This is a genomic window from Candidatus Methylolitoribacter marinus (assembly GCF_051853155.1).
Classification (GTDB): domain Bacteria; phylum Pseudomonadota; class Gammaproteobacteria; order Burkholderiales; family Methylophilaceae; genus BACL14.
The window spans coordinates 427704-446616 of the sequence record NZ_CP124221.1 but is presented as its reverse complement, the minus strand read 5'-3'; the positions used below and the strand labels follow the sequence as shown (position 1 = coordinate 446616).

Sequence of the window (18913 nt, the reverse complement as noted above, 5' to 3'; positions counted from 1 at the left end):
ACCTGGTGTAATCCATATTCAAGACATTCCTTTCTCATTGAGAATATTTAAGGATTGGTTAATACTAGGTTTTGTTCAATATTTTTTAAAAAATTATTTCAGTCGGACCCGATCAAATCTAATTTGATAAAGATAAGATAAATAATTCTGAACAACAAAATAATTCCCAGGAGGTAAGTTAGAGAGGAAACGAGAAAATATAAGTACCAAATACTATCTATGTTAGGTAGCTGGCGCATCGCAAGAGTTGCAATAACTGTTAAGATAAAAAAAATGATTAACCGCTTCATATGTAAAGTGTAAACAAAATGAGAAATCGTGACAAGCAGTGTCAAGCTTGCATTACCAATTACGACGTTCTTTACCGTTGCCGATATGGCGGTGAGAATACATGGTATTTTTTGTGTGAAAACTGTTTAATAAAAATTAAAAATAAATATCAAGATTCCTACCAATACGGAGGGACTTGGAAGGCGATGAAGAAAAAATAACTTGAAAATCACAATGAAGGCATCATATATATAGATATGAGAAATTTAATTAAGGCATTTGAGAACTTACTATATGCGACGGAAGGAACATTAATTGAAATAATACGATTTATTTTTCAATTAATTCGTGGTGCAGGTAGTTTTGCAATTTTAATTGCAATGATGATCATTGGGCTTTTTGTTATACATGGACTCTTGATTGGTTTTTTAGTGTTAGCAGCACTCTTCTATATAAATTATTCAATGCCTAATTTAAAATATAGGCTAAATAGATTTTTAAGTCGATTTAAAAAATAAAAAATGACTTCTACTTTTGGTTTTAATTTTAGCGACACCTATTCAAAGCTGCCAAAAGAATTTGTGAAAAAATCCGACCTATACCCCTTTGCAAATCCACAACATCAAATTTTTAACTCTTCGCTGGCTCTCCAATTAGGGCTTGATGAAAAAGCCATAAGAGAAAGTAACTATATTTTCGCTAACGGGATCAATCTTCCTGAAGGGGCAAGTACAATTGCTCAAGCCTATTGCGGTCATCAATTTGGTCATTTTGTAAAACTGGGTGATGGTCGAGCCTTGCTGCTTGGAGAACATGTCACCCCAGATCAAAAGAGATATGACATTCAACTGAAAGGGTCAGGACCAACAGAATTTTCTCGAGGTGGTGACGGGTTTGCCGCTTTGGGCCCAATGCTCCGTGAGTATTTAATCAGTGAATCAATACACGCTTTGGGCATCCCAACCACTAGAAGTTTATCTGTAATCTCCACAGGTCAGCCAGTATTTAGAGAAACGACTTTAAAAGGAGCGATGTTAACTCGGGTTGCTGAAAGTCACATCAGGGTGGGTACATTCCAATATGCGTCTCTCAACGGAAAAGATCATGTTCGAGAATTGGCAGAATATACGATCCAACGTCATTTTGCTGACCTTAACAATCAGGAAAAAAAATTTGAAGCACTTTTAGCACGCGTCATTGATTTGCAATCACAATTAATCGCTCAATGGATGTCTGTTGGATTTATCCATGGAGTTATGAATACCGATAACATGTCAATTTGCGGTGAAACAATTGATTATGGGCCTTGTGCCTTTATGAATCACTATAAACAAGATACTGTTTTTAGCTCTATTGACAGGAATGGTCGTTATGCATACGGCAATCAACCTATGATTGCTCATTGGAACCTAGCACGATTTGCTGAAAGTCTTTTAATTTTATTTGATGAGGATATTGATATCGCCAAAGAAAAGGCCTTGAGTATATTATCTTTATTTAAAGAAAAGTATTCGCATCACTGGTTGAATTTAATGGGTAAGAAAATAGGCATTGAAAATTCATCGAGAGTAGATGAAACATTTATTAATGAATTCTTAACCATTTTAGAAAAACATGAGGCTGACTTTACTAACTCATTTAGAAATCTTAACAACCCACATCAACTTAAACGCTCACTAACTGATGATGATGCATTTGTTCAATGGAATAACAAACGAATTAACCTGATTGGCAAGGAAAATATTCATAATAGTCAAAAGTTAATGGATTCAATCAATCCTTATGTGATTCCTAGAAATCACCAGGTTGAGCAAAGTCTTGATGATGCAAATAATGGGAATCTAGAAACTTTTTATGAGCTCCTCCAAGTCATCCAACATCCTTACTCCATGCCTAAAAATCAAAAATATTTAGAACCGCCATCGCTAGAGTATGAACAAAGTTATCGAACCTTTTGTGGGACGTGATTTTTTACCATTGGTGAGAGTAAGCACAATCTAGCTTATGTCCGTCTTTGGCGATATTCAGCAACTCCCTTCGCTGGGTTTGAATCTGATCAGGTGTTCCATCAAAATCACTTATAGCAATAGAGCTGCCGTTAAAGTTTCTGACACATTGCTGGTAAGGTGAAAATAAATAATACACAGTAAAATATACTCCTACAGCGGCTATTAAAAACTTTAAAAATCTCATCATCAATTCAATTCGTTTAAATTTTGAAGGTACTCTATTCTCTCTTCGAGTGGCGGATGGCTAGAAAAGAACCTCATAAAACCAGCTTGCTTTGTTCCGGAAACCCCAAGGGCACTCATCTGATTAGGGAGGTCGGAGGGCTGATAATAATTTTTTAGACGCGATAAGGCGGCAATCATCTTATATTTATCTGTTAATGCGGCTCCTCCATAATCGGCCCTAAATTCTCTTTGCCTTGAAAACCACATCACGATCATTGAAGCGAGAATACCAAGAATAATTTCAGCCACGATCATAGTGATGTAAAAACCGGGGCCGACGCCGTTACGAGTTTTGAATATCACTTTATCGACGGTATATCCAATCACTCGGGATAAGAACATCACGAATGTGTTAACAACACCTTGAATTAGAGTTAATGTCACCATATCGCCATTAGCAACATGTGACACCTCGTGAGCTAATACCGCCTCAATCTCATCTTTGGACATGTTATCCAACAATCCTTGCGAGACCGCTACCAGGGCATTATTTTTATTCATCCCTGTAGCAAATGCATTTAACTGCGAGGAGGGAAAAATTGCGACCTCTGGCATTCCTATGCCTGCTCTCTGGGCTTGGCTCGCAACGGTTTCTACCAACCACTTTTCAGTTTCGTCCTTCGCTTCGACAATGACCCGTGCTCCTGACATTCGTTTTGCTGTCCATTTAGAAATAGCGAGAGAAATAAACGCCCCGCCAAAGCCAAAACACGCGGTGAAAATTAATAGACCTTGATAATTAATGCCATTTTCGTCCAAATATCCCTTAAAACCAAACAGGCTCATGGTGATCGACAGCACGAACACGATAGCGAGGTTAGTGAGTATAAAAATAATTATTCTATTCATTGCTTCACCTTGATTTTGTTACAACAGATTGACCAAAAAAAACCCACTAAGTTTAGTGGGCAAAATCTAGGAGATTTTTTATTGAGCTAGGCTCAAAGTCACTCTAAAATTTAAATATTACAGAAATATGAAATTATTGAAATATTTTCTTTGCACATAATTTTTGAACACGATTGTTATCTTCTATAAAATTCACTAATTCTAGTTCAGTTTGAATCTCTATTTTCTGTGAAATTTGGTCAAACATTGCAATCGACTCTGGCTTAAGATGATTGGATAAACACTCACAAATTGTTATCACCTGAGCATCAGGCATTTTTTGGTCACCAGGTATAGAAAAATTGACTGAGGTATCATTGCATTGGATTAGTTTTGATTCCACTTGCTTAATGCCCTCAGCATAAATAATGTTTGATAAAAAAATAAAAAAAAATAAATATTTCATAAAAAAAATTTTTGGATGTCGTATATCATTAATAAAATTTTAAAAAATTAATATTACAAAATTATGAAAGTGTTAACTTACAGAGGTTTTATTTTTAGTTGCTTTATTCTCTTATCTTTATCCTATTCCAGCTTTGCTCGTACGGATACAGATATGCAGTCATTAAACCTTTTAATAGAGGAAGTTCAAGACAAGAAGGCTCAATTAGTGATTTTCAAAAGATGTGCTGCCGTGTATTTAACATCCTCATCGACTGCAAAAGTCCGTCCTGATACCGCTGAATTTGAAAAAAAGTTAAAGGGTGTCGCAAAATTTTTTATTTTTCTCTCGACGGAGTTAGGGAAAAGCGACGAGGTCAATCAAGATAGTAATCAAATCGAAAAAGATATTGATAATTTGTATTCGTATTATTTGGCTGATATTGAAAAAAATAAAAATCCAGATGGCAGCTTTGCAGATGGACTCATGCAGGATGATCTTCCGATCTGTAGCTCAATTTATGAAGCAAGTAAAACGCTCTAATCTACTTCATACACTCTAGGAAGGTTGAGCCATTTTCTAAAAATGATTGATATTGATTCTCTCTTATTTTTTTATTCCGCTCATCTTCAAAGGCTTCTTCATTAATTAGATAAAATCTGCCCTGCCTCATACCCAGTCGAAAAGTTAGATTAGTTTCTGGATTAAGGTCCTCTATGCAAGTCCAATTATTAATATCTGTAAAACTAAATTCCGTACAGTAATCTACTGTAATAAAATCTTCAAAATCATGATCACTTGGTTTGTTTGTTGATTCTTTTAAGGTTTTAGCTCTCTGCTCAATCAATATGTTAGAAGTTTTATCGTAGCGAAAACGATAGAAAAATTGATAAGGGTTAAGCATCTCCTCTTCAGAGCTTATATCGCGTTCATAGTAATTGATACAACGATCACTGCACTCGCTGACATCTTGATAAGTATGACAATAATGAGATTGCAAATTGGTATGAGATTCAGCAAATAAGTAGCTTGGCCAACAAATAATAAAGATAAATCCATTAACGATTAATTTATTCATGTCTTTATATTTTAAAGCAAACATTACCGATTATTAATTTTAAGGATTCTAACTAATCAAACTTCAGACCAGATTAATAATTTTTCCTTTGTTTGGCCTTACAATAAAATCAACCTTAGACTTCTCATTCATATTTGTCGATGTTATTCCCGCAAATACACATGTTGGATAATCCGTAACATATTTTTTTTGAAAAAAATTGATAGCTTCGGACAAACCCGGATTATGCCCGACAATGAGAACATTTAATTTATTTATCCCTTGAAGGTGGTCTAATATTTGGTCTCCTGATGCATGATAAAGGCTATCTAAAACACTTATTTCTTTAAAGGCACTTGGTACCTGTTCGCAAATTATATCTAACGTCTCTTTCGTTCTTGCAGCTGATGAGCATAAAGTGATATCAAATTGAATGTTTTTATCTTTAATAAAGCTGGCCAAAGTGATTGCATCATCTTTACCCTTTTTTTCAAGCACTCTACTGTGATCATCCACAAAATTCTCCCATGAGGATTTAGCGTGTCTTAAAAGATATAAATTCATACAGATATATTTCATAAATTCAAAGCAATATTATAAAACCTGAGTGAGTATGTTTCTATTAAAGACACAAATATTTATTTATATATTCGACGTCTGCAGAACTTATTTATAAAAAAGACATAATATTATTTAAATTATATTGTCTTGACAAGAATTAGAATTAAGCCTATGGTTTATTAAATAGTTTAAAAGGAGAGATCATGAATTTAGCTTTTTACACATATTTGGTTGGAGTATGCATAGGAAATATCTGTACTTGGGAACCCACAGTCGAATATAACAAATTTACATCGATAGAAAATTGTCAAATGGCTGGTGAACTTTTAAAAGATATTGCCAACCAAAGAGTGCTGGATGAGCATAACTATCCATACCTAAAATTTAACTATCAATGCTATAACTGGTGGGAAAAGTACAATAGAGAACTGAAGGACAAATACGGATATACTAAAGAAGCAGGATATTAATTAAAATCAGTCGATTTTACAGATATCATGCTAAGACTCCATTAGATCTTAGATAAATTGCTAGGCCATAACGAATTGCTCATGCGACCATCCCTAGAAAAGACGTCATGTTGACAATTATCATAAGTTTTTTTTGAACATTTTCGTCACTTTCTAATCACATGGTTTTTAAAAAAATACATTCATGAGATTAGTCTTAACAAATAATCAATTTAATCCAAATCCATTTTGGGGTAAACCCATATTAGATGATGAAGTAAAACCATCGAATCAACTTGTTGAGTTCTTTGATCAAAACGGATATGACCTCACGTTGTTAGAACAAAGTTATGCTGAGGCTAACCATGCGAAAACAACCGCGCATAGAAATTCTGAGCACATCACATTGAGACAAACATGGTTTATGGATGATGCCCCAAAAGGTTCTGGGGCTCATATCAATCATGCAGTCATGTTTGAAAGAAAAGGTTTTACAGGTGATGCGCTATTACAATTGAAACAATGGGCGAAGCAATCACCCCAACTATATAAACTAATCGCTATGCGACCAAAATGGGGGTTAGATTTTTCTATCGACTACTGTGACGAACAAGGCAATGTTTTTGAATTGCTTCACTGGGAGTTTGACGGGTTCGATTATCAAGAAATCTATAACAAGAAGATGCACATGGAAGAATTTTTAATTACACAAGATTGGAATGAAAGAGCAAAAATCATGCTTGATCAAAAGGAAGACTGGCATTCTTTAGGATTTTTTGAACAAAGTGAATGGAAAACTCATTTTTTTGGCATAGATAAAGAGCGTTTCAAAATGGTACTCTGGAAGTGAGAGATTAGTAAAATTATGAGAATAACAACAATATTTTTTTTAAATTTATTTCTAGGATTTATTTTTTCCCAACCTGCACTGTCGAATGAAAAATTAATCGATCAGGTTATTATGGGTGAGCATCGTGATCCTAATTTTACTATGCGAGATAGATATCGTCACCCAAAAGAAACTTTAGAATTTTTTGGCATTACTCCAGAAAAATCTGTTGTCGAAATTACACCTGGATTCGGGTGGTATGCAGAAATTTTAGCTCCGCTCTTGCGTGAAAATGGAATGTATATTTACGCTTCATATAAATTAAATGAGGGAATAAATCCTTTTTTTATAAAAGTAGAAAATGCTTTCAAAGAAAAAATGCAAGAGCACCCGAGTGTTTATGACAAATTAAATTGGGTCCACTTTGAAGCTAAAAATCCGCAGCTATCGCCAGATGGACCTGTTGATGCGGTTTTAACATTCAGAAACGTGCATAATTGGGCTCAAGCAGGAAGTATAGAATCAATGTTTAGGGGGTTTTATGAGGTTTTAAAACCAGGTGGGATGCTTGGCTTGGTTGAGCACCGTGCCAAACCAGGCACTCCCCTTGAAAATCAAATTAAAAGCGGCTATATGACCGAAAAATTTGTTATTCAAATGGCTGAAAGCGTCGGTTTTCGTTTGGATGCCAAATCAGAAATTAATGCAAATCCCAAAGACACTAAAGATTATGCTGACGGCGTTTGGAATCTTCTCCCTAACCTTCGAAATATTGCCGATGAAGATAAAGATAAAATGGTCGACATTGGTGAGTCAGATCGTATGACACTTCGCTTTGTAAAAGACTAAGGTCCTAACTTTTATCGATTATGAATTCTTCCTGTGATTTTTTTTACTTTTTATTACTCTCAGTGCGATGACGAAAATAAGTTACATCTCTGTTGATGAAGTATCAAAACTATTAATGGTCGATAGAGCCATCATTAAAGAGTGGGTAAAAGATGGGAAATTTCCTCCTCCGAATAGGCTTAATGAAAAAAGTTGCATCTGGAGTTATGCGGTTATTGAGAATTGGATTTCACAGCAGCAACAAACACAAGACTTTATCAATAATAACGACATCGACTTAATTTAAAATCTATGCGCTATATTTGCTTACTATTATTTGTTCCATCAATATTACTAGCCTGGGAAGATACCTTAGAAATTACAAATGACAAAAAAAGAAGAATTACATCTTATTTTAATGATGAAAACATGCAATTTTCTCGTTCAAAATATTATGAGTTCGACTGCGTTAATGAAAATTTTAAAATCTTAAAGGCAACCTCCTATCAATTTCCAGACTTAAGGGGGAAATCTCTTGATGAAAATGCTGATCCAGAAAAAGTTGTTCAACCAAAGCCTAATTCAAATGAACATATATTACTCAAAGAAGTTTGTGATCATAAATAACATGCGTAAATATATATTATTAATTCTTTTTCCATTAATAAGCTTTTCTGAAGAAATTACATTTCAATGTAAATATAAATCGAATGATGATCCATCAACAGAAATGAATGAAAATATTATCTACGATCCATCTAAAGAATCTCTTAGTGTTAAAAGGTATAAAGACCCTTTACAATGCGTTAAAGATAACTGGGTGATGAATTGTAAAGGTTCATATGAAAACGAGGATGATAATATTCAAGATTTAGTCACTTTAGGTCGAAAAGATATTAACTACAGACAGACCATCACATTAACCAAAAAAAATAATTCAGTACAAACGATTAATAAATTTAAAGGTAAGTGTCGAATTGTGGACAATAATTGAGAAGAAATTTTAAGTGATAAAAGTTTATCTTAAAAACTTAAAGAAAGCCTTATTGGCAATTGTTATATTGATTTCAGCATATTTTTGGTTTTCGCCAACCCAGAATTGCATCAGGAATGGTGAAGCATTCAAGTCTTTTGATATCTGGAGAGATGGTTTATCAACGAAAGAAAAAAAGTTCATTGAAGACATCTGGGCTATAAATTTATATGGCAAAGAAAAAACTAATTGGGAAAGATTTATTGCAAAACAATGTCGCTCAATCAATAGCTGGTAGCTTAGATATTTAATTTTAATAAATCAAAAACCACCCTATAAAATGATTATTTCACCTACATAACACTCACTATTGTTTTCATTAATCAATTGATCATACTTGGCTTGGCCAATGTTTTTATAATGAATGAATAGCCAAATCCAAGCTATCAATATATAAATAAAAAATAATTGCTTTAATTTATTTTCCATCATCATTTTCACCAAGTGGTATTAAGTTTTTCGAAGGATTGAGAAGTTTAAATTCTTCTTGTTTTTCCTTTTTTACCCCTCTCGCATCATTTATATTAGATTCAACCTCATGATAGTAAATATCATTATCAGACTCTAACCATATTAAAAAGCCGATAAGACCTATTATTAAACACAAAGGTATATATAAAATTTTTTTCATAAAATTCCTAACAATGAAAGTGTATACTTATCTTAAGTTAAATGTTTGGAGATTAATATGGAATGTGGTTGCGGAAGAAGCCCAACGGGTGAATGTATTGGCTGGCATAATCTATCTGAAGAAGAATATCAACAAAAGTTGGAAGAATACGAAAAAAATAAGTCTGAAAAAGAATAATACCCACTGGGTATATTCTAAGTGTAGATAATTTATTTCTCAATTAGCTTTACATTTGGAATAAATTAAAGCATAGTTCAATTTCAGATTATTTTTACAACTTTTCAAATCAAATATTTTTCAATAAGTATTCTCATTTTTAAGCACTAAATTTAATTCTTACTAAAATTTTTTATAAAGGAAAAAATATGCCTTCAGGTATCGTTAAATGGTTTAACACAGACAAGGGTTTTGGATTCATTATGCCAAATGATGGAAGCAAAGACTTATTTGTTCACTACTCAGAATTTAAAAACCCAACTGGAGATAAGCCTAATCTGACTGATAATGACAAAGTTACATTCGAAGTTGGTCAAGGACAAAAAGGTCCTGCAGCGATGAATGTTCGTGTTGAAGACTAAGTCACTTTAATTATAATCAGTACTATATTGCTTAGTACTGATTATAATTTTTCTCGCCTATACACAATCACTAACAGCTTCAAAAAATCGTTTTTGGCATACCTTGTCATTCTTACAAGGATTGTTCTCAATTAATTTATCATTTTTTAATTTTCTTATCATCTTAACTTTTTTGTTATTCATAACCACTCCTTAAAATTTATATTTATAGTCTAGATGTTAATTATTGATAAATATAATTAATTATAAAAATTATAATGATAAGTAAAAACTATTTAAAAATGAAGAACCTGAAGTTATTTCTTGGATTTAACAGAGTTGTTTTAATAGTATCCACAAAACCTGTGGACTACCCTGTGGGTAGATTGAAGTTATAATTTTAAGTCTTTGAAATGATGAGATATATCAAGATTGCTTCTTTTATAGGCAATTAATGCTGACAAAAATCCAGATAATTAATTAAAATAAAATGATCTAAATCAATAACTTAAGTAATTAGTTGATTAATCAATTTTGACCATCAATTCATTCCTTCTGAAGAAAGGTAAGGTCCAAGGCGGGTTATACCGAGCAATCTTGATAGTGCCTTGCGCCATAAAATTATTTGCTTTTATATAATTACTCAACAATTCAGATTTCTCTGCATAACTTGGCTTTCTAACCAGTCCGGAAAATACGATCACAGCATATTTTTCTGTTGGCACTTTAATGATTTTAACTTCAGAATTGTTTGGCTTAGGCAGGGTGTCTAAAGTGTATTCTTTTGGCATAACAAAGTTAATCGACCACTTGTTATTTATATCGTCATCCATAATCGAACTGGTCATTAATAAATTTTCAGCCAGCGGAGACATCTCGACTGGAGCTGTCATGCTAATCTTCTGACTATCGCCTTCCCATATATTGTTGCCAAAAATATAATCCGCTAACAGCTTGAATCCTTTTGAAGAAGCTTCGTCAAAATCTCCATCTATCTCCACTTGAGCAATTATTTTAGGTTGATATTCTCTTATTTGAAACTCACCCTCTTCTAAAATGAGCTTAAATTCTGGTTCTTCAGTGGCCATAGCAGGATTAAAAAAAATATTTATAAAAAAGAAACTAGTAAAAAATAGGTTTCTCATAAATATATCTTCATTTACAACCACCATACCCATTGGAAATACATTTTTTTTCCTCTTGTGATGATATTTTTTTCTCTTCAACATTTATCTTAATTTTTTTTGAAACAACCGCCGGGTCATGCGGAATATGCATATGATCCCCAAGGATTAATTGCAGTGTATGTTCTCCTGGCTGTAATTCAATGACAGCCTCTGTTTGTCCTTTACCAAAGTGTTTATGATTATCATCACTAGGAATTGGTAAATTAATATCTGGGAGTTCTGCTACATCAATTAGTAGGTGATGATGGCCTGTATTATTAAATTTTATCCCAGCAGGAGCTATTCCCATACCTTCTAAACCAAAAACTATTTTTACCGGATTTGTAACCGTTTCACCATCCAAGGGTGAGATAATATACAAGTTGGCATTATCCGTTGCTTTTGATTTTTCAACCGCATGTGCCGGAACTATAAAAAATCCTAACAAAAATAAAATACTAATAACATAAGCTTTCATCTCTAAAATTCCTCTATATTGTAATTAATTTTCTATATATATTGAGAAGACACAAGGGTTTATTTAATGTTTCACATTAAAACTAAATATTTTGTGATTTTAAACATATCTTTTTTTTATAAGCTAACATGGGCTGAAAGATTATTTTATTGGAGAGTTATATGAGGTTTTATTTAGTAGCAACTATTCTACTTTCAACCATCAGTTTTGCTGAAGAATACCCAGAAGCAAAAGTTATTACACAAGAGCAAATCAAGAGTATTAAATTTAGAACTATCTGTATTGATGGTTATAAGTTTTTGAATACCGATAGACAGATAAGCAAGCATGTTTTAAATAACAGTACGATTCAGATGTTTGAAGAAAAGAATGGCATATCTGTGCCATCAAAATGTGATTAGCTTACTCGTTTTCCATGGTGTCATTTAGTCTCTGAATGAGGTGAAACCATCTTCTCGCCGTCCCATTGTTGCCCACACCAATAAACGCCTTCGGCATTAATGATACAAGTTCCACTTCCGCAACATCGCTTATCTTCCATATTGATTCCTTATTAATAAATACATCTATAGGATTGATACGAGAATCATAAGTGCATAAAATTTGATTTACTTTACATTAATCAAATGAAAGAAAAATACCTCTCCGCTACCCAGATTGCAAAAATGTTGAAGATTAGTAAAGAAAAAGTCTTTTTATTAGCTAAACATGGATTATTCCCAAAACCCATTCATTTGCATACAGGAGTTCAATTATGGAGCAAAACAATTGTTAAAGATTGGATAAGTATGCGTTTTAAAACAGAAGATTGGATAACCAAAGTTATTAATTCTGAACTGTTTTAATCTCGTTTAGTCATTATTATTCATTAATTTATGGATAAAAAATAATGCGTATTATCATCATCACCCTAGGGGTTTTTGTTATACCTTATTTGCTGAAAATATTATTTAATTTGCTTAGGAAACAAAAAAAACAAATTAACTACTCACAAATATCTCGATGAGAATCATATTTATGATTTTTAGACGCTTTATTTTCCGTTGGTTAATCAGAATAATCATGAGTAAATTTAGAAAGTAGACTGGGCACCGTGAATAATTACAAAAAATTAATGAATATTTTATTTGTAATAACCATCTTTCACTCACTGCTTATCATTGTGTGTTTGGCATTTTTAAAATTATTTAATACTGAAATTCTTGGAATGACCTACCTAAGACACTACACCATGTTTGAAATGCTATTGACTTTATTTTTTGGTCCAGCAATAGTTGTATTAGTGAATTCTGTAGCTACGAATAAAATCACCATCTGGCATTGAAAGCCACCAGTTTAATTAACTAGGTTTGCCTATTATTTTTGAGCACACCCCTACCTCAACAAAAGGGTTATTTAATTTAGATTGCTCCTCTGAATTATTTACACCTGTATAACCTATCATATTCGTTCTAATAAATTTCATCTCATATAAATCAACTAACATTTGTCCGCCAATAATATTACAAGAGAGCCTGTGAAATCCAGTTTCACTCATTATACTGTCGTCGCATCCTTGGCCAGAGGTTAAATCAAGGTTCTGTTCAGAGTAATTGATAACCCAATGGCTATATTTTGAAATGACATAGTTTGAATCTGCTTCAAATTCAGTACTACTAAATGTATTAGATGATTCATTAAACTTCACCCCAGCCACTATCTCAGCAGTACATACATAAGTTGCTGAAGATGAACTATCTTTTGGGTACATTTGTTCCATCACATCACTAGCTGCCATTGAAGGCGTATGGATAATAATGATCAAAAAATATAGCAAAAATCTAGAGGATCTATAAATAAACTTCATAAATATATTACGGGCTATTTATTTTTTTTATTTTTGTAGTAATCGTAAAGCTTGGTATAGCAAGGACAAAATGCCCACATAATAAACCAAGTTAACAAGATTCCATTCGTTACATAACCTGAAGCAAACCATTCCATAATATTTTTTCTCAATATAAATTAATAAAATAAGATAAAAGAACTCGTTAACAGTTCATTCTGTGAGGTTTTTAAGCTGATTGTGCTCAAAGTGTGCTTACCTTTTTTAAGTTATTTCGGAATTTTTCTAGGTCGCCACCCATGACTTCTTTTACTTTATTTTGTGCCATTTTCCAAAAAGGATAAATCTTCAAAAGGGTGTCTTCGCCCTCTTTGGTCAATTTTGCAAATTTTTGACGATTACCTGTTACTGCGTAAATTTCTATTAGACCTAAATTTTTCATGACATTAAAATTTCTAAGTAAAGTTGTTCTTTCCATCGATAAATTTTTTGAAATTTCAGATATCGAAGGGTATTCTAAAAGTGATGACGCTACAAGAATCGACACCTGATTTGGATTTATTGTTAATCCGGATTGTTTTATGTAGCTCTTATAAATGTTTGAAATATTCCTTGATGTTTTTCTGATATTTGTACAAAGACATTCACTAAATTCTAAAATATTTTTATTTTCTTTCATCCTAATAAATTATTTACATAAATTATAAATAAGTATACAGTTAAAATATGAATTGTGTATATACACATTAAGGAGAATATTTTGGCTGCAATCAAACACTTCAATTTAAAAAATGGAACATACATTAGATATTCTGAACAAGGCAAAGGAAGTCCATTGTTATTGCTTCATACACTTCGAGGTAGATTAGAATATTTTGATGAATTGGTACCATATTTAACAAAAAAATTTAAGGTAATAGTCATTGACCTCCCCGGTCATGGTGACTCACCTATTAATAAAAAAACTAACTATGACCATGGCTTTTTAACTGACTCTATTGTTGATTTTATTGAAGAATTAAATTTAAAAAACCTGACTATCGCTGGTGAATCAATTGGTGCTGTATTAGCTGCCACAATTGCAAAAAAGATACCAACAAGGATTAAAAAAATATTTTGTTTTAATTCTTACGACTATGACACACGATTTGCTCAAGGCGTTATGCGCGGAAACTTTGCATCCACCTTCCTTCTCTTTCATGTGAGTTTACCATTGGGTCTTGGTGTTTTTTTTGATAGTTTGCAGTCCTATCCTATACTGTGGCTAATTCTAAGAGGTGGATTCTACAAAAAGTCTGCGCTTAAGGGGGGCTACATAAAACTTCTTTGCAAATCTAAGAAAAAAAATGGTTTCATTTACCACCACCGGAATGTTTTCGGAAATTACAAATCAAGATTTAATGATGGTAACTTATATGCAAACCTAAAAACACCAGTTGCACTGGCTTATGGAGAGGCTGATTGGGCAAAACAAGACGAGCGATTAAAAACAATGAAGGCTTTAGGCCTCAATACTTTTCAGACAATGGAAAAAACTGGTCATTTTTCTTTTCAAGAATCTCCTATACAAGTATCTGAAATTATTATTGGTTAAGAATAAATTAAGGAATTATCATGGAAAAAGTAGCATTCATTAGCGGAGCAAATAGAGGAATTGGTTTTGAAACAGCAAAAAAATTGGCTGAGCAAGGGATTAAAGTTATTTTAGGTTCAAGAGACTTGAATAAGGGAGAAATGGCACAAAAAGAATTGGCTGCATTAGGTGCTGAGGTTGATTTGGTTCAATATGATGCTAAGGACATGGATGCGCCACAACGTGTTTATCAGTATATTTCAGAGAAATATCATAAGTTAGATATTTTGATTAATAATGCTGGTGTTCTTTTAACTGGAAATTTATTTGTTACAAACAGCTCAACCGTGTCCGACGATGATGTAAAAGAAACATTTCAAGTTAATCTTTTTTCTGTTATTTCTTTGACACAAGCACTTTTGCCATTAATAAAAAAATCTAATGCAGGAAGAATAGTGAATGTTTCCACAATTTTAAGCTCATTAACTCTTCATTCCGCCAAAGATTCTCCAATTCAACCAGCAAAAGAATTTGCTTACAATGCCTCAAAAACTGCTTTAAATGCTTATACAGTCCACCTTGCCTCAGAATTAAAAGATACAAAAATAAAAGTAAACTCAGGGCATCCAGGATGGGTAAAAACAGAATTAGGTGGTCCAAATGCCCCTATGGAAGTAAAAGATAGTTATGAAACTTCATTGTATTTGGCCACACTAGACAAGGATGGTCCAAGCGGAGGTTTGTTTCACAAAGGAGAGACTTTACCCTGGTAAATAACTATATATTTTTTATATAAATATGTGTATTCACTTAAAATTTAAATCAATAATTTGAAGGAAAGTTTATGAACAAGATAGCAGTTATCTATCATAGTGGATCTGGGCATACATCTAAGCAAGCCCAAGCAATAGCAGAGGGTGCGGATGGAATCTTAATAAATATAGATCAAGATGGAAATATTACTGATGAAGAGTGGGTCATTTTGGATCAAGCTCATGCAATAATATTTGGTTCTCCTACATACATGGGGACTGTCTCGTGGCAATTCAAAAAGTTTGCTGATGCATCGTCAAAGGTATGGTTTACTCAAGGTTGGAAAGATAAAATATTTGGTGGATTTACCAATTCTGCTGGGATGAATGGCGATAAATTATCTACCATTCATTACTTCTTCACCCTTGCTATGCAACATCATGGAGTTTGGATCGGCAGTGGATTAATGCCCTCATCCTTGAAGTCACAAAAAAGAGATGATGTTAATTATTTATCTTGTTTTGCCGGCGCTATGATGCAAACACCTTTTGACGCATCAACCGATGAAATAAACAAAGGTGATTTAGAGACTGCAATGCTTTATGGTAAACGTATCAAAGAATTTACCTCCCGTTAAATTAAGAATAAATGTAAAAGGTTATAAATAATAAAGAAGATCTTTAGTTGAATGATAAAATCAGCTTTTAATAATATTTAAGTAAAACAATATGCGATTACTAAGATGGTTTGTAGGCAAAGTCATACTATTTATAAATGCAATAACACTTCCAAAGCCTATACAGAGAGATAATATAAATCAACACAAACTAGACAAGGAAACAAAAGGCTTAACTATCTATCAATTTGAAGCCTGTCCATTCTGCGTAAAAGTCAGAAGATTTATAAGAAAAAATAATCTTAAAATCAATTTAAGAGATGCAAAAAATAATGAAATTTTTAAAACTGAATTAGTCAATGATGGAGGCAAGCATAAGGTGCCATGCTTAAAAATAGAAAAAACAAATGCTAAAACTAAATGGTTATACGAATCAGATGAGATTATTCTATTTTTAAAAAAAATTATTGCTTCATAGAAAAAAATTAACTAAATAATAGGCTTTACTTTAACCCTACAACTTGAGAAATAACTTCATATGGCTTACCTGATATTTAAATATGCTGTCACGAGTTTTTTAGTAGTGCTTATATCTGAAGTTGCCAAGCGAAGCGATAAACTCGGAGGATTAATAGCCGCCCTTCCTTTAGTAACTGTTTTAGTTTTATTCTGGCTATATTTTGAAAAACAAAGTGTTGAAAAAATTGCCAATCATGCTTGGTATACCTTTTGGTATGTTATTCCGACCTTACCTATGTTTTTAGTTTTTCCATATGTCATTAAACATCATGGTTTTTGGATGGCGATTATTATTTCAATTGTTGTAACCATTTTATCTTTTGTTGTTTTTGCAAACATTACAAAAAAGTTTGGTATTCATTTACTTTAACAAGTAAGGAAGTACAAATGCAAAAGCAAACCCAATTATTAATGTCACCACAGATATAAAATAAATTTTTAATGATAATTTTCTAGCCCTCATACATTGAGCAGCTAATAATTTATCCGCTGGACATGGTAATTTTCTAGACTGCCACTGTAAGTATCCAGAAAGAATAATTAAGATAAAAGCAGATGTGAAAATATATTCTTTATATTTTGATACCCAGACAATTTGTGGGAATATTGATATCAAAGAACTCAGTGCAGCCCCTGCCCCAATTGTTACTAATAAGGCGGGTAAGGCACAACAAAGAATCGTTCCAGTGCTGGTAAATAAGGTTAAAAAGGATAAATTTTTAATATTGCTTAATGTTTTAAGCTCGTTATTCTTTTTCATATTGCTTTCTGATGGCATCAGCCGTTTCATTGACTAATGAAATTTTCGTAACGTCATAGCCCGAGTCTGCAATAATGTTTTTTATTTTGTCCTCACTCACACCATCATTAGTACTCTCAAGAATAACAAAACCCTCATCTAAATTCACATAGACATCTTTAGTGGTTTCAATTTTGGATAAGCTTTTTTCAATGCCTTGTGCACAAAAAGCACATACCATGCCATTCACTTCAATTTTTTGAGTTGCAGCAAAAACACTGGTGGTTACAAGGGTTAATAAAATAAGTATTTTTTTCATTTAAATCTCCAATTGTTAAAAGGTATACATCACATGTATTTTTGGATTCCCCATATTAGATATGCCACCTTCTAAATACAGTGATTTATTTATTAATCTAATCGTTGGAGTAATTTCTAATTGTGGGGAAATGCCATTGATATTCGTCATTTCCAAAATAAACCAAGGTTGAGTTTGGTTGTACCCTGTCTCGTAAAATGAAAATCCAGCTTTTAACTTAGTTGTATCATGATTAATGGAGTCACCTCTAATGAGTTGATGACTAGCTAACGCATAAACTCTTTTAGTTTCATAATCCCATTGCAACCCTGGACTGACAAAAGTTGCACTTAATTCTTTATCGTTAATTGCTTCATTAGAACCCTCTAGATAACCAATGCCGCCAAACAACCACCAATTCATTTGTGAGTGTTTTTTATTTTGTCTAAATAAGCGATGAATATGATTTATTTCAATACCATCTCGGATACGGTTGTTATTATCCATATGGAATAACTTTACCCCTACCGCACTTTTGGCATCGTATGCATAATTAGTTTCGAGAAAGGTATGCCTTTTGCTGATATCTGACATGGATGTAACTGAGCCTTTAAAACTCATCGGGGCTGAAAAAAGAAGCGTCGGCAGGCTTAGAAAACAAATAAAAATAAATTTAATCATTTTAATTATTACTTCTTATAAAGCTTTGTTAACTCTTTAATTTTTTGCTCTTGGCTTTCTTTGTCATTTGAATGAAATGCCTCATAGACGCAAGATGCTAAATGTTTTTCCAATAGCAATGCTTCAGTTGATTGGCATGCGGAACTGACCGCTTTTAATTGTGTAATAATTTCTGGACAGTACCGATTTTCCTCAATCATTTTTTTTATTCCATTCAATTGACCAATAATTTTATTAATTCTTGGTAATTGCTCATTATGGTTTGGATGTTTGCAGTCACTCATAATTTACTCCTTTACATTAATATACTATATACCCCTATAGGGTATAAATCAATTAATATTATTTTTAATTTTTAAGCTGAGCATGCTCAAATCATGATTTTAATCAGCCCTGGTAACACACAGTTTCTGCAAGAATACTGTGTGTTCGCTTGCTATCAGTGGGCTCTATTGAATCGAAGAATGGCGCCCTCGACACGAATCGAACGTGTGACCCTCCCCTTAGGAGGGGGATGCTCTATCCACTGAGCTACGAGGGCAT

Annotated in this window: 33 protein-coding genes and 1 tRNA gene; 20 read left to right on the top strand and 14 right to left on the bottom strand. The window is 32.9% G+C overall.

All coding sequences use genetic code 11. The features are described 5' to 3' along the window. Nucleotides 1–527: 527 nt before the first annotated feature. Nucleotides 528–788, top strand: a complete 261-nt coding sequence (locus tag QFA95_RS02410) for a hypothetical protein (protein ID WP_486463243.1) — start codon at nucleotides 528–530, stop codon at nucleotides 786–788. 3 nt (nucleotides 789–791) lie between these two features. Beyond that, nucleotides 792–2237 (top strand): protein adenylyltransferase SelO, encoded by a 1446-nt coding sequence (locus tag QFA95_RS02405; RefSeq protein ID WP_486463242.1) that lies wholly within the window; start codon nucleotides 792–794, stop codon nucleotides 2235–2237. Between the two features lie 228 nt (nucleotides 2238–2465). Here QFA95_RS02405 and htpX read toward each other — a convergent pair whose 3' ends face one another. Continuing rightward, on the bottom strand, nucleotides 2466–3353 hold the full coding sequence (htpX, locus tag QFA95_RS02400; RefSeq protein WP_486463241.1) for a protease HtpX: 888 nt from the start codon (nucleotides 3351–3353) through the stop codon (nucleotides 2466–2468). A gap of 133 nt (nucleotides 3354–3486) precedes the next feature. Next, entirely contained in the window at nucleotides 3487–3798 is a 312-nt protein-coding gene (locus tag QFA95_RS02395; protein WP_486463240.1) for a hypothetical protein, read from the bottom strand. A 63-nt stretch (nucleotides 3799–3861) separates the two neighbouring features. On the opposite strand from QFA95_RS02395, the gene QFA95_RS02390 reads away from it, so the two are divergent. Beyond that, nucleotides 3862–4320, top strand: a complete 459-nt coding sequence (locus tag QFA95_RS02390) for a hypothetical protein (RefSeq protein WP_486463239.1) — start codon at nucleotides 3862–3864, stop codon at nucleotides 4318–4320. Between the two features lies 1 nt (nucleotide 4321). Here the strand turns inward: QFA95_RS02390 and QFA95_RS02385 are convergent, their stop codons facing one another. Then, a complete protein-coding gene (locus tag QFA95_RS02385) occupies nucleotides 4322–4855 on the bottom strand; it encodes a hypothetical protein (protein ID WP_486463238.1) in 534 nt (177 codons plus the stop codon). A gap of 63 nt (nucleotides 4856–4918) precedes the next feature. Continuing rightward, the gene (locus QFA95_RS02380) at nucleotides 4919–5413 is read right to left on the bottom strand and encodes a SixA phosphatase family protein (protein ID WP_486463237.1); all 495 of its coding nucleotides are present in this window, start codon (nucleotides 5411–5413) and stop codon (nucleotides 4919–4921) included. A gap of 185 nt (nucleotides 5414–5598) precedes the next feature. On the opposite strand from QFA95_RS02380, the gene QFA95_RS02375 reads away from it, so the two are divergent. The 7 genes from QFA95_RS02375 (at nucleotide 5599) to QFA95_RS02345 (ending at nucleotide 8772) form a co-directional block, all read left to right on the top strand. Next, complete coding sequence (locus QFA95_RS02375) at nucleotides 5599–5865, top strand: hypothetical protein (protein ID WP_486463236.1); 267 nt, start codon at nucleotides 5599–5601, stop codon at nucleotides 5863–5865. A 184-nt stretch (nucleotides 5866–6049) separates the two neighbouring features. Next, complete coding sequence (locus tag QFA95_RS02370; protein ID WP_486463235.1) at nucleotides 6050–6694, top strand: hypothetical protein; 645 nt, start codon at nucleotides 6050–6052, stop codon at nucleotides 6692–6694. Nucleotides 6695–6709: 15 nt separating this feature from the next. Next, nucleotides 6710–7522, top strand: a complete 813-nt coding sequence (locus QFA95_RS02365) for a class I SAM-dependent methyltransferase (RefSeq protein WP_486463234.1) — start codon at nucleotides 6710–6712, stop codon at nucleotides 7520–7522. A gap of 67 nt (nucleotides 7523–7589) precedes the next feature. Continuing rightward, entirely contained in the window at nucleotides 7590–7808 is a 219-nt protein-coding gene (locus tag QFA95_RS02360) for a helix-turn-helix transcriptional regulator (RefSeq protein ID WP_486463233.1), read from the top strand. Nucleotides 7809–7813: 5 nt separating this feature from the next. Further along, nucleotides 7814–8128, top strand: coding sequence for a surface-adhesin E family protein (locus QFA95_RS02355; protein WP_486463232.1), 315 nt, complete (start codon nucleotides 7814–7816; stop codon nucleotides 8126–8128). 1 nt (nucleotide 8129) lies between these two features. Then, nucleotides 8130–8495 (top strand): hypothetical protein, encoded by a 366-nt coding sequence (locus QFA95_RS02350; RefSeq protein ID WP_486463231.1) that lies wholly within the window; start codon nucleotides 8130–8132, stop codon nucleotides 8493–8495. 52 nt (nucleotides 8496–8547) lie between these two features. Beyond that, nucleotides 8548–8772 (top strand): hypothetical protein, encoded by a 225-nt coding sequence (locus tag QFA95_RS02345; protein ID WP_486463230.1) that lies wholly within the window; start codon nucleotides 8548–8550, stop codon nucleotides 8770–8772. 180 nt (nucleotides 8773–8952) lie between these two features. Here QFA95_RS02345 and QFA95_RS02340 read toward each other — a convergent pair whose 3' ends face one another. Then, a complete protein-coding gene (locus tag QFA95_RS02340; protein ID WP_486463229.1) occupies nucleotides 8953–9165 on the bottom strand; it encodes a hypothetical protein in 213 nt (70 codons plus the stop codon). A 45-nt stretch (nucleotides 9166–9210) separates the two neighbouring features. Between QFA95_RS02340 and QFA95_RS02335 the strand changes: the two genes are divergently transcribed. Further along, nucleotides 9211–9342 carry a hypothetical protein gene (locus QFA95_RS02335; RefSeq protein WP_486463228.1) on the top strand — a complete coding sequence of 44 codons (132 nt, stop codon included), beginning with the start codon at nucleotides 9211–9213 and terminating at the stop codon, nucleotides 9340–9342. Between the two features lie 188 nt (nucleotides 9343–9530). Further along, nucleotides 9531–9743: a cold-shock protein gene (locus QFA95_RS02330; protein ID WP_486463227.1), complete on the top strand. Its 213-nt coding sequence runs from the start codon at nucleotides 9531–9533 to the stop codon at nucleotides 9741–9743. A 503-nt stretch (nucleotides 9744–10246) separates the two neighbouring features. Here the strand turns inward: QFA95_RS02330 and QFA95_RS02325 are convergent. Next, nucleotides 10247–10867, bottom strand: coding sequence for an SOUL family heme-binding protein (locus QFA95_RS02325; RefSeq protein WP_486463226.1), 621 nt, complete (start codon nucleotides 10865–10867; stop codon nucleotides 10247–10249). Nucleotides 10868–10877: 10 nt separating this feature from the next. Beyond that, complete coding sequence (locus QFA95_RS02320; protein WP_486463225.1) at nucleotides 10878–11366, bottom strand: DUF4399 domain-containing protein; 489 nt, start codon at nucleotides 11364–11366, stop codon at nucleotides 10878–10880. A gap of 161 nt (nucleotides 11367–11527) precedes the next feature. On the opposite strand from QFA95_RS02320, the gene QFA95_RS02315 reads away from it, so the two are divergent. The 3 genes from QFA95_RS02315 (at nucleotide 11528) to QFA95_RS02305 (ending at nucleotide 12690) form a co-directional block, all read left to right on the top strand. Beyond that, complete coding sequence (locus QFA95_RS02315; protein WP_486463224.1) at nucleotides 11528–11767, top strand: hypothetical protein; 240 nt, start codon at nucleotides 11528–11530, stop codon at nucleotides 11765–11767. A gap of 225 nt (nucleotides 11768–11992) precedes the next feature. Further along, nucleotides 11993–12211, top strand: coding sequence for a helix-turn-helix transcriptional regulator (locus QFA95_RS02310; protein WP_486463223.1), 219 nt, complete (start codon nucleotides 11993–11995; stop codon nucleotides 12209–12211). A 269-nt stretch (nucleotides 12212–12480) separates the two neighbouring features. Continuing rightward, the gene (locus QFA95_RS02305) at nucleotides 12481–12690 is read left to right on the top strand and encodes a hypothetical protein (protein ID WP_486463222.1); all 210 of its coding nucleotides are present in this window, start codon (nucleotides 12481–12483) and stop codon (nucleotides 12688–12690) included. A gap of 15 nt (nucleotides 12691–12705) precedes the next feature. On the opposite strand, the gene QFA95_RS02300 is transcribed toward QFA95_RS02305, so the two are convergent. Both QFA95_RS02300 and QFA95_RS02295 read right to left on the bottom strand, forming a co-directional pair. Next, complete coding sequence (locus QFA95_RS02300; protein WP_486463221.1) at nucleotides 12706–13143, bottom strand: hypothetical protein; 438 nt, start codon at nucleotides 13141–13143, stop codon at nucleotides 12706–12708. 292 nt (nucleotides 13144–13435) lie between these two features. Continuing rightward, complete coding sequence (locus QFA95_RS02295) at nucleotides 13436–13870, bottom strand: MarR family winged helix-turn-helix transcriptional regulator (RefSeq protein WP_486463220.1); 435 nt, start codon at nucleotides 13868–13870, stop codon at nucleotides 13436–13438. An 81-nt stretch (nucleotides 13871–13951) separates the two neighbouring features. On the opposite strand from QFA95_RS02295, the gene QFA95_RS02290 reads away from it, so the two are divergent. The 5 genes from QFA95_RS02290 (at nucleotide 13952) to QFA95_RS02270 (ending at nucleotide 17022) form a co-directional block, all read left to right on the top strand. Next, nucleotides 13952–14785, top strand: a complete 834-nt coding sequence (locus QFA95_RS02290; RefSeq protein ID WP_486463219.1) for an alpha/beta fold hydrolase — start codon at nucleotides 13952–13954, stop codon at nucleotides 14783–14785. Nucleotides 14786–14805: 20 nt separating this feature from the next. After that, nucleotides 14806–15537 (top strand): SDR family oxidoreductase, encoded by a 732-nt coding sequence (locus QFA95_RS02285; protein WP_486463218.1) that lies wholly within the window; start codon nucleotides 14806–14808, stop codon nucleotides 15535–15537. 71 nt (nucleotides 15538–15608) lie between these two features. Then, entirely contained in the window at nucleotides 15609–16154 is a 546-nt protein-coding gene (locus QFA95_RS02280; RefSeq protein ID WP_486463217.1) for a flavodoxin family protein, read from the top strand. Between the two features lie 91 nt (nucleotides 16155–16245). After that, nucleotides 16246–16611: a glutaredoxin family protein gene (locus QFA95_RS02275; protein ID WP_486463216.1), complete on the top strand. Its 366-nt coding sequence runs from the start codon at nucleotides 16246–16248 to the stop codon at nucleotides 16609–16611. A gap of 60 nt (nucleotides 16612–16671) precedes the next feature. Further along, nucleotides 16672–17022 (top strand): DUF3147 family protein, encoded by a 351-nt coding sequence (locus tag QFA95_RS02270; protein WP_486463215.1) that lies wholly within the window; start codon nucleotides 16672–16674, stop codon nucleotides 17020–17022. Here the strand turns inward: QFA95_RS02270 and QFA95_RS02265 are convergent. From QFA95_RS02265 to QFA95_RS02245, 5 genes are all read right to left on the bottom strand, one after another. Further along, nucleotides 17014–17412 carry a hypothetical protein gene (locus QFA95_RS02265; protein WP_486463214.1) on the bottom strand — a complete coding sequence of 133 codons (399 nt, stop codon included), beginning with the start codon at nucleotides 17410–17412 and terminating at the stop codon, nucleotides 17014–17016. The two genes, QFA95_RS02270 and QFA95_RS02265, sit on opposite strands and share 9 nt — an antisense overlap. Beyond that, the gene (locus QFA95_RS02260) at nucleotides 17399–17710 is read right to left on the bottom strand and encodes a heavy-metal-associated domain-containing protein (RefSeq protein ID WP_486463213.1); all 312 of its coding nucleotides are present in this window, start codon (nucleotides 17708–17710) and stop codon (nucleotides 17399–17401) included. Before QFA95_RS02260 ends, QFA95_RS02265 begins: the two co-directional genes overlap by 14 nt. A gap of 15 nt (nucleotides 17711–17725) precedes the next feature. Further along, nucleotides 17726–18370: a hypothetical protein gene (locus QFA95_RS02255; RefSeq protein WP_486463212.1), complete on the bottom strand. Its 645-nt coding sequence runs from the start codon at nucleotides 18368–18370 to the stop codon at nucleotides 17726–17728. An 8-nt stretch (nucleotides 18371–18378) separates the two neighbouring features. Then, complete coding sequence (locus QFA95_RS02250; RefSeq protein WP_486463211.1) at nucleotides 18379–18654, bottom strand: metal-sensitive transcriptional regulator; 276 nt, start codon at nucleotides 18652–18654, stop codon at nucleotides 18379–18381. A 181-nt stretch (nucleotides 18655–18835) separates the two neighbouring features. After that, nucleotides 18836–18911: transfer RNA gene (locus tag QFA95_RS02245), tRNA-Arg, on the bottom strand. Between the last annotated feature and the right edge of the window lie 2 nt (nucleotides 18912–18913).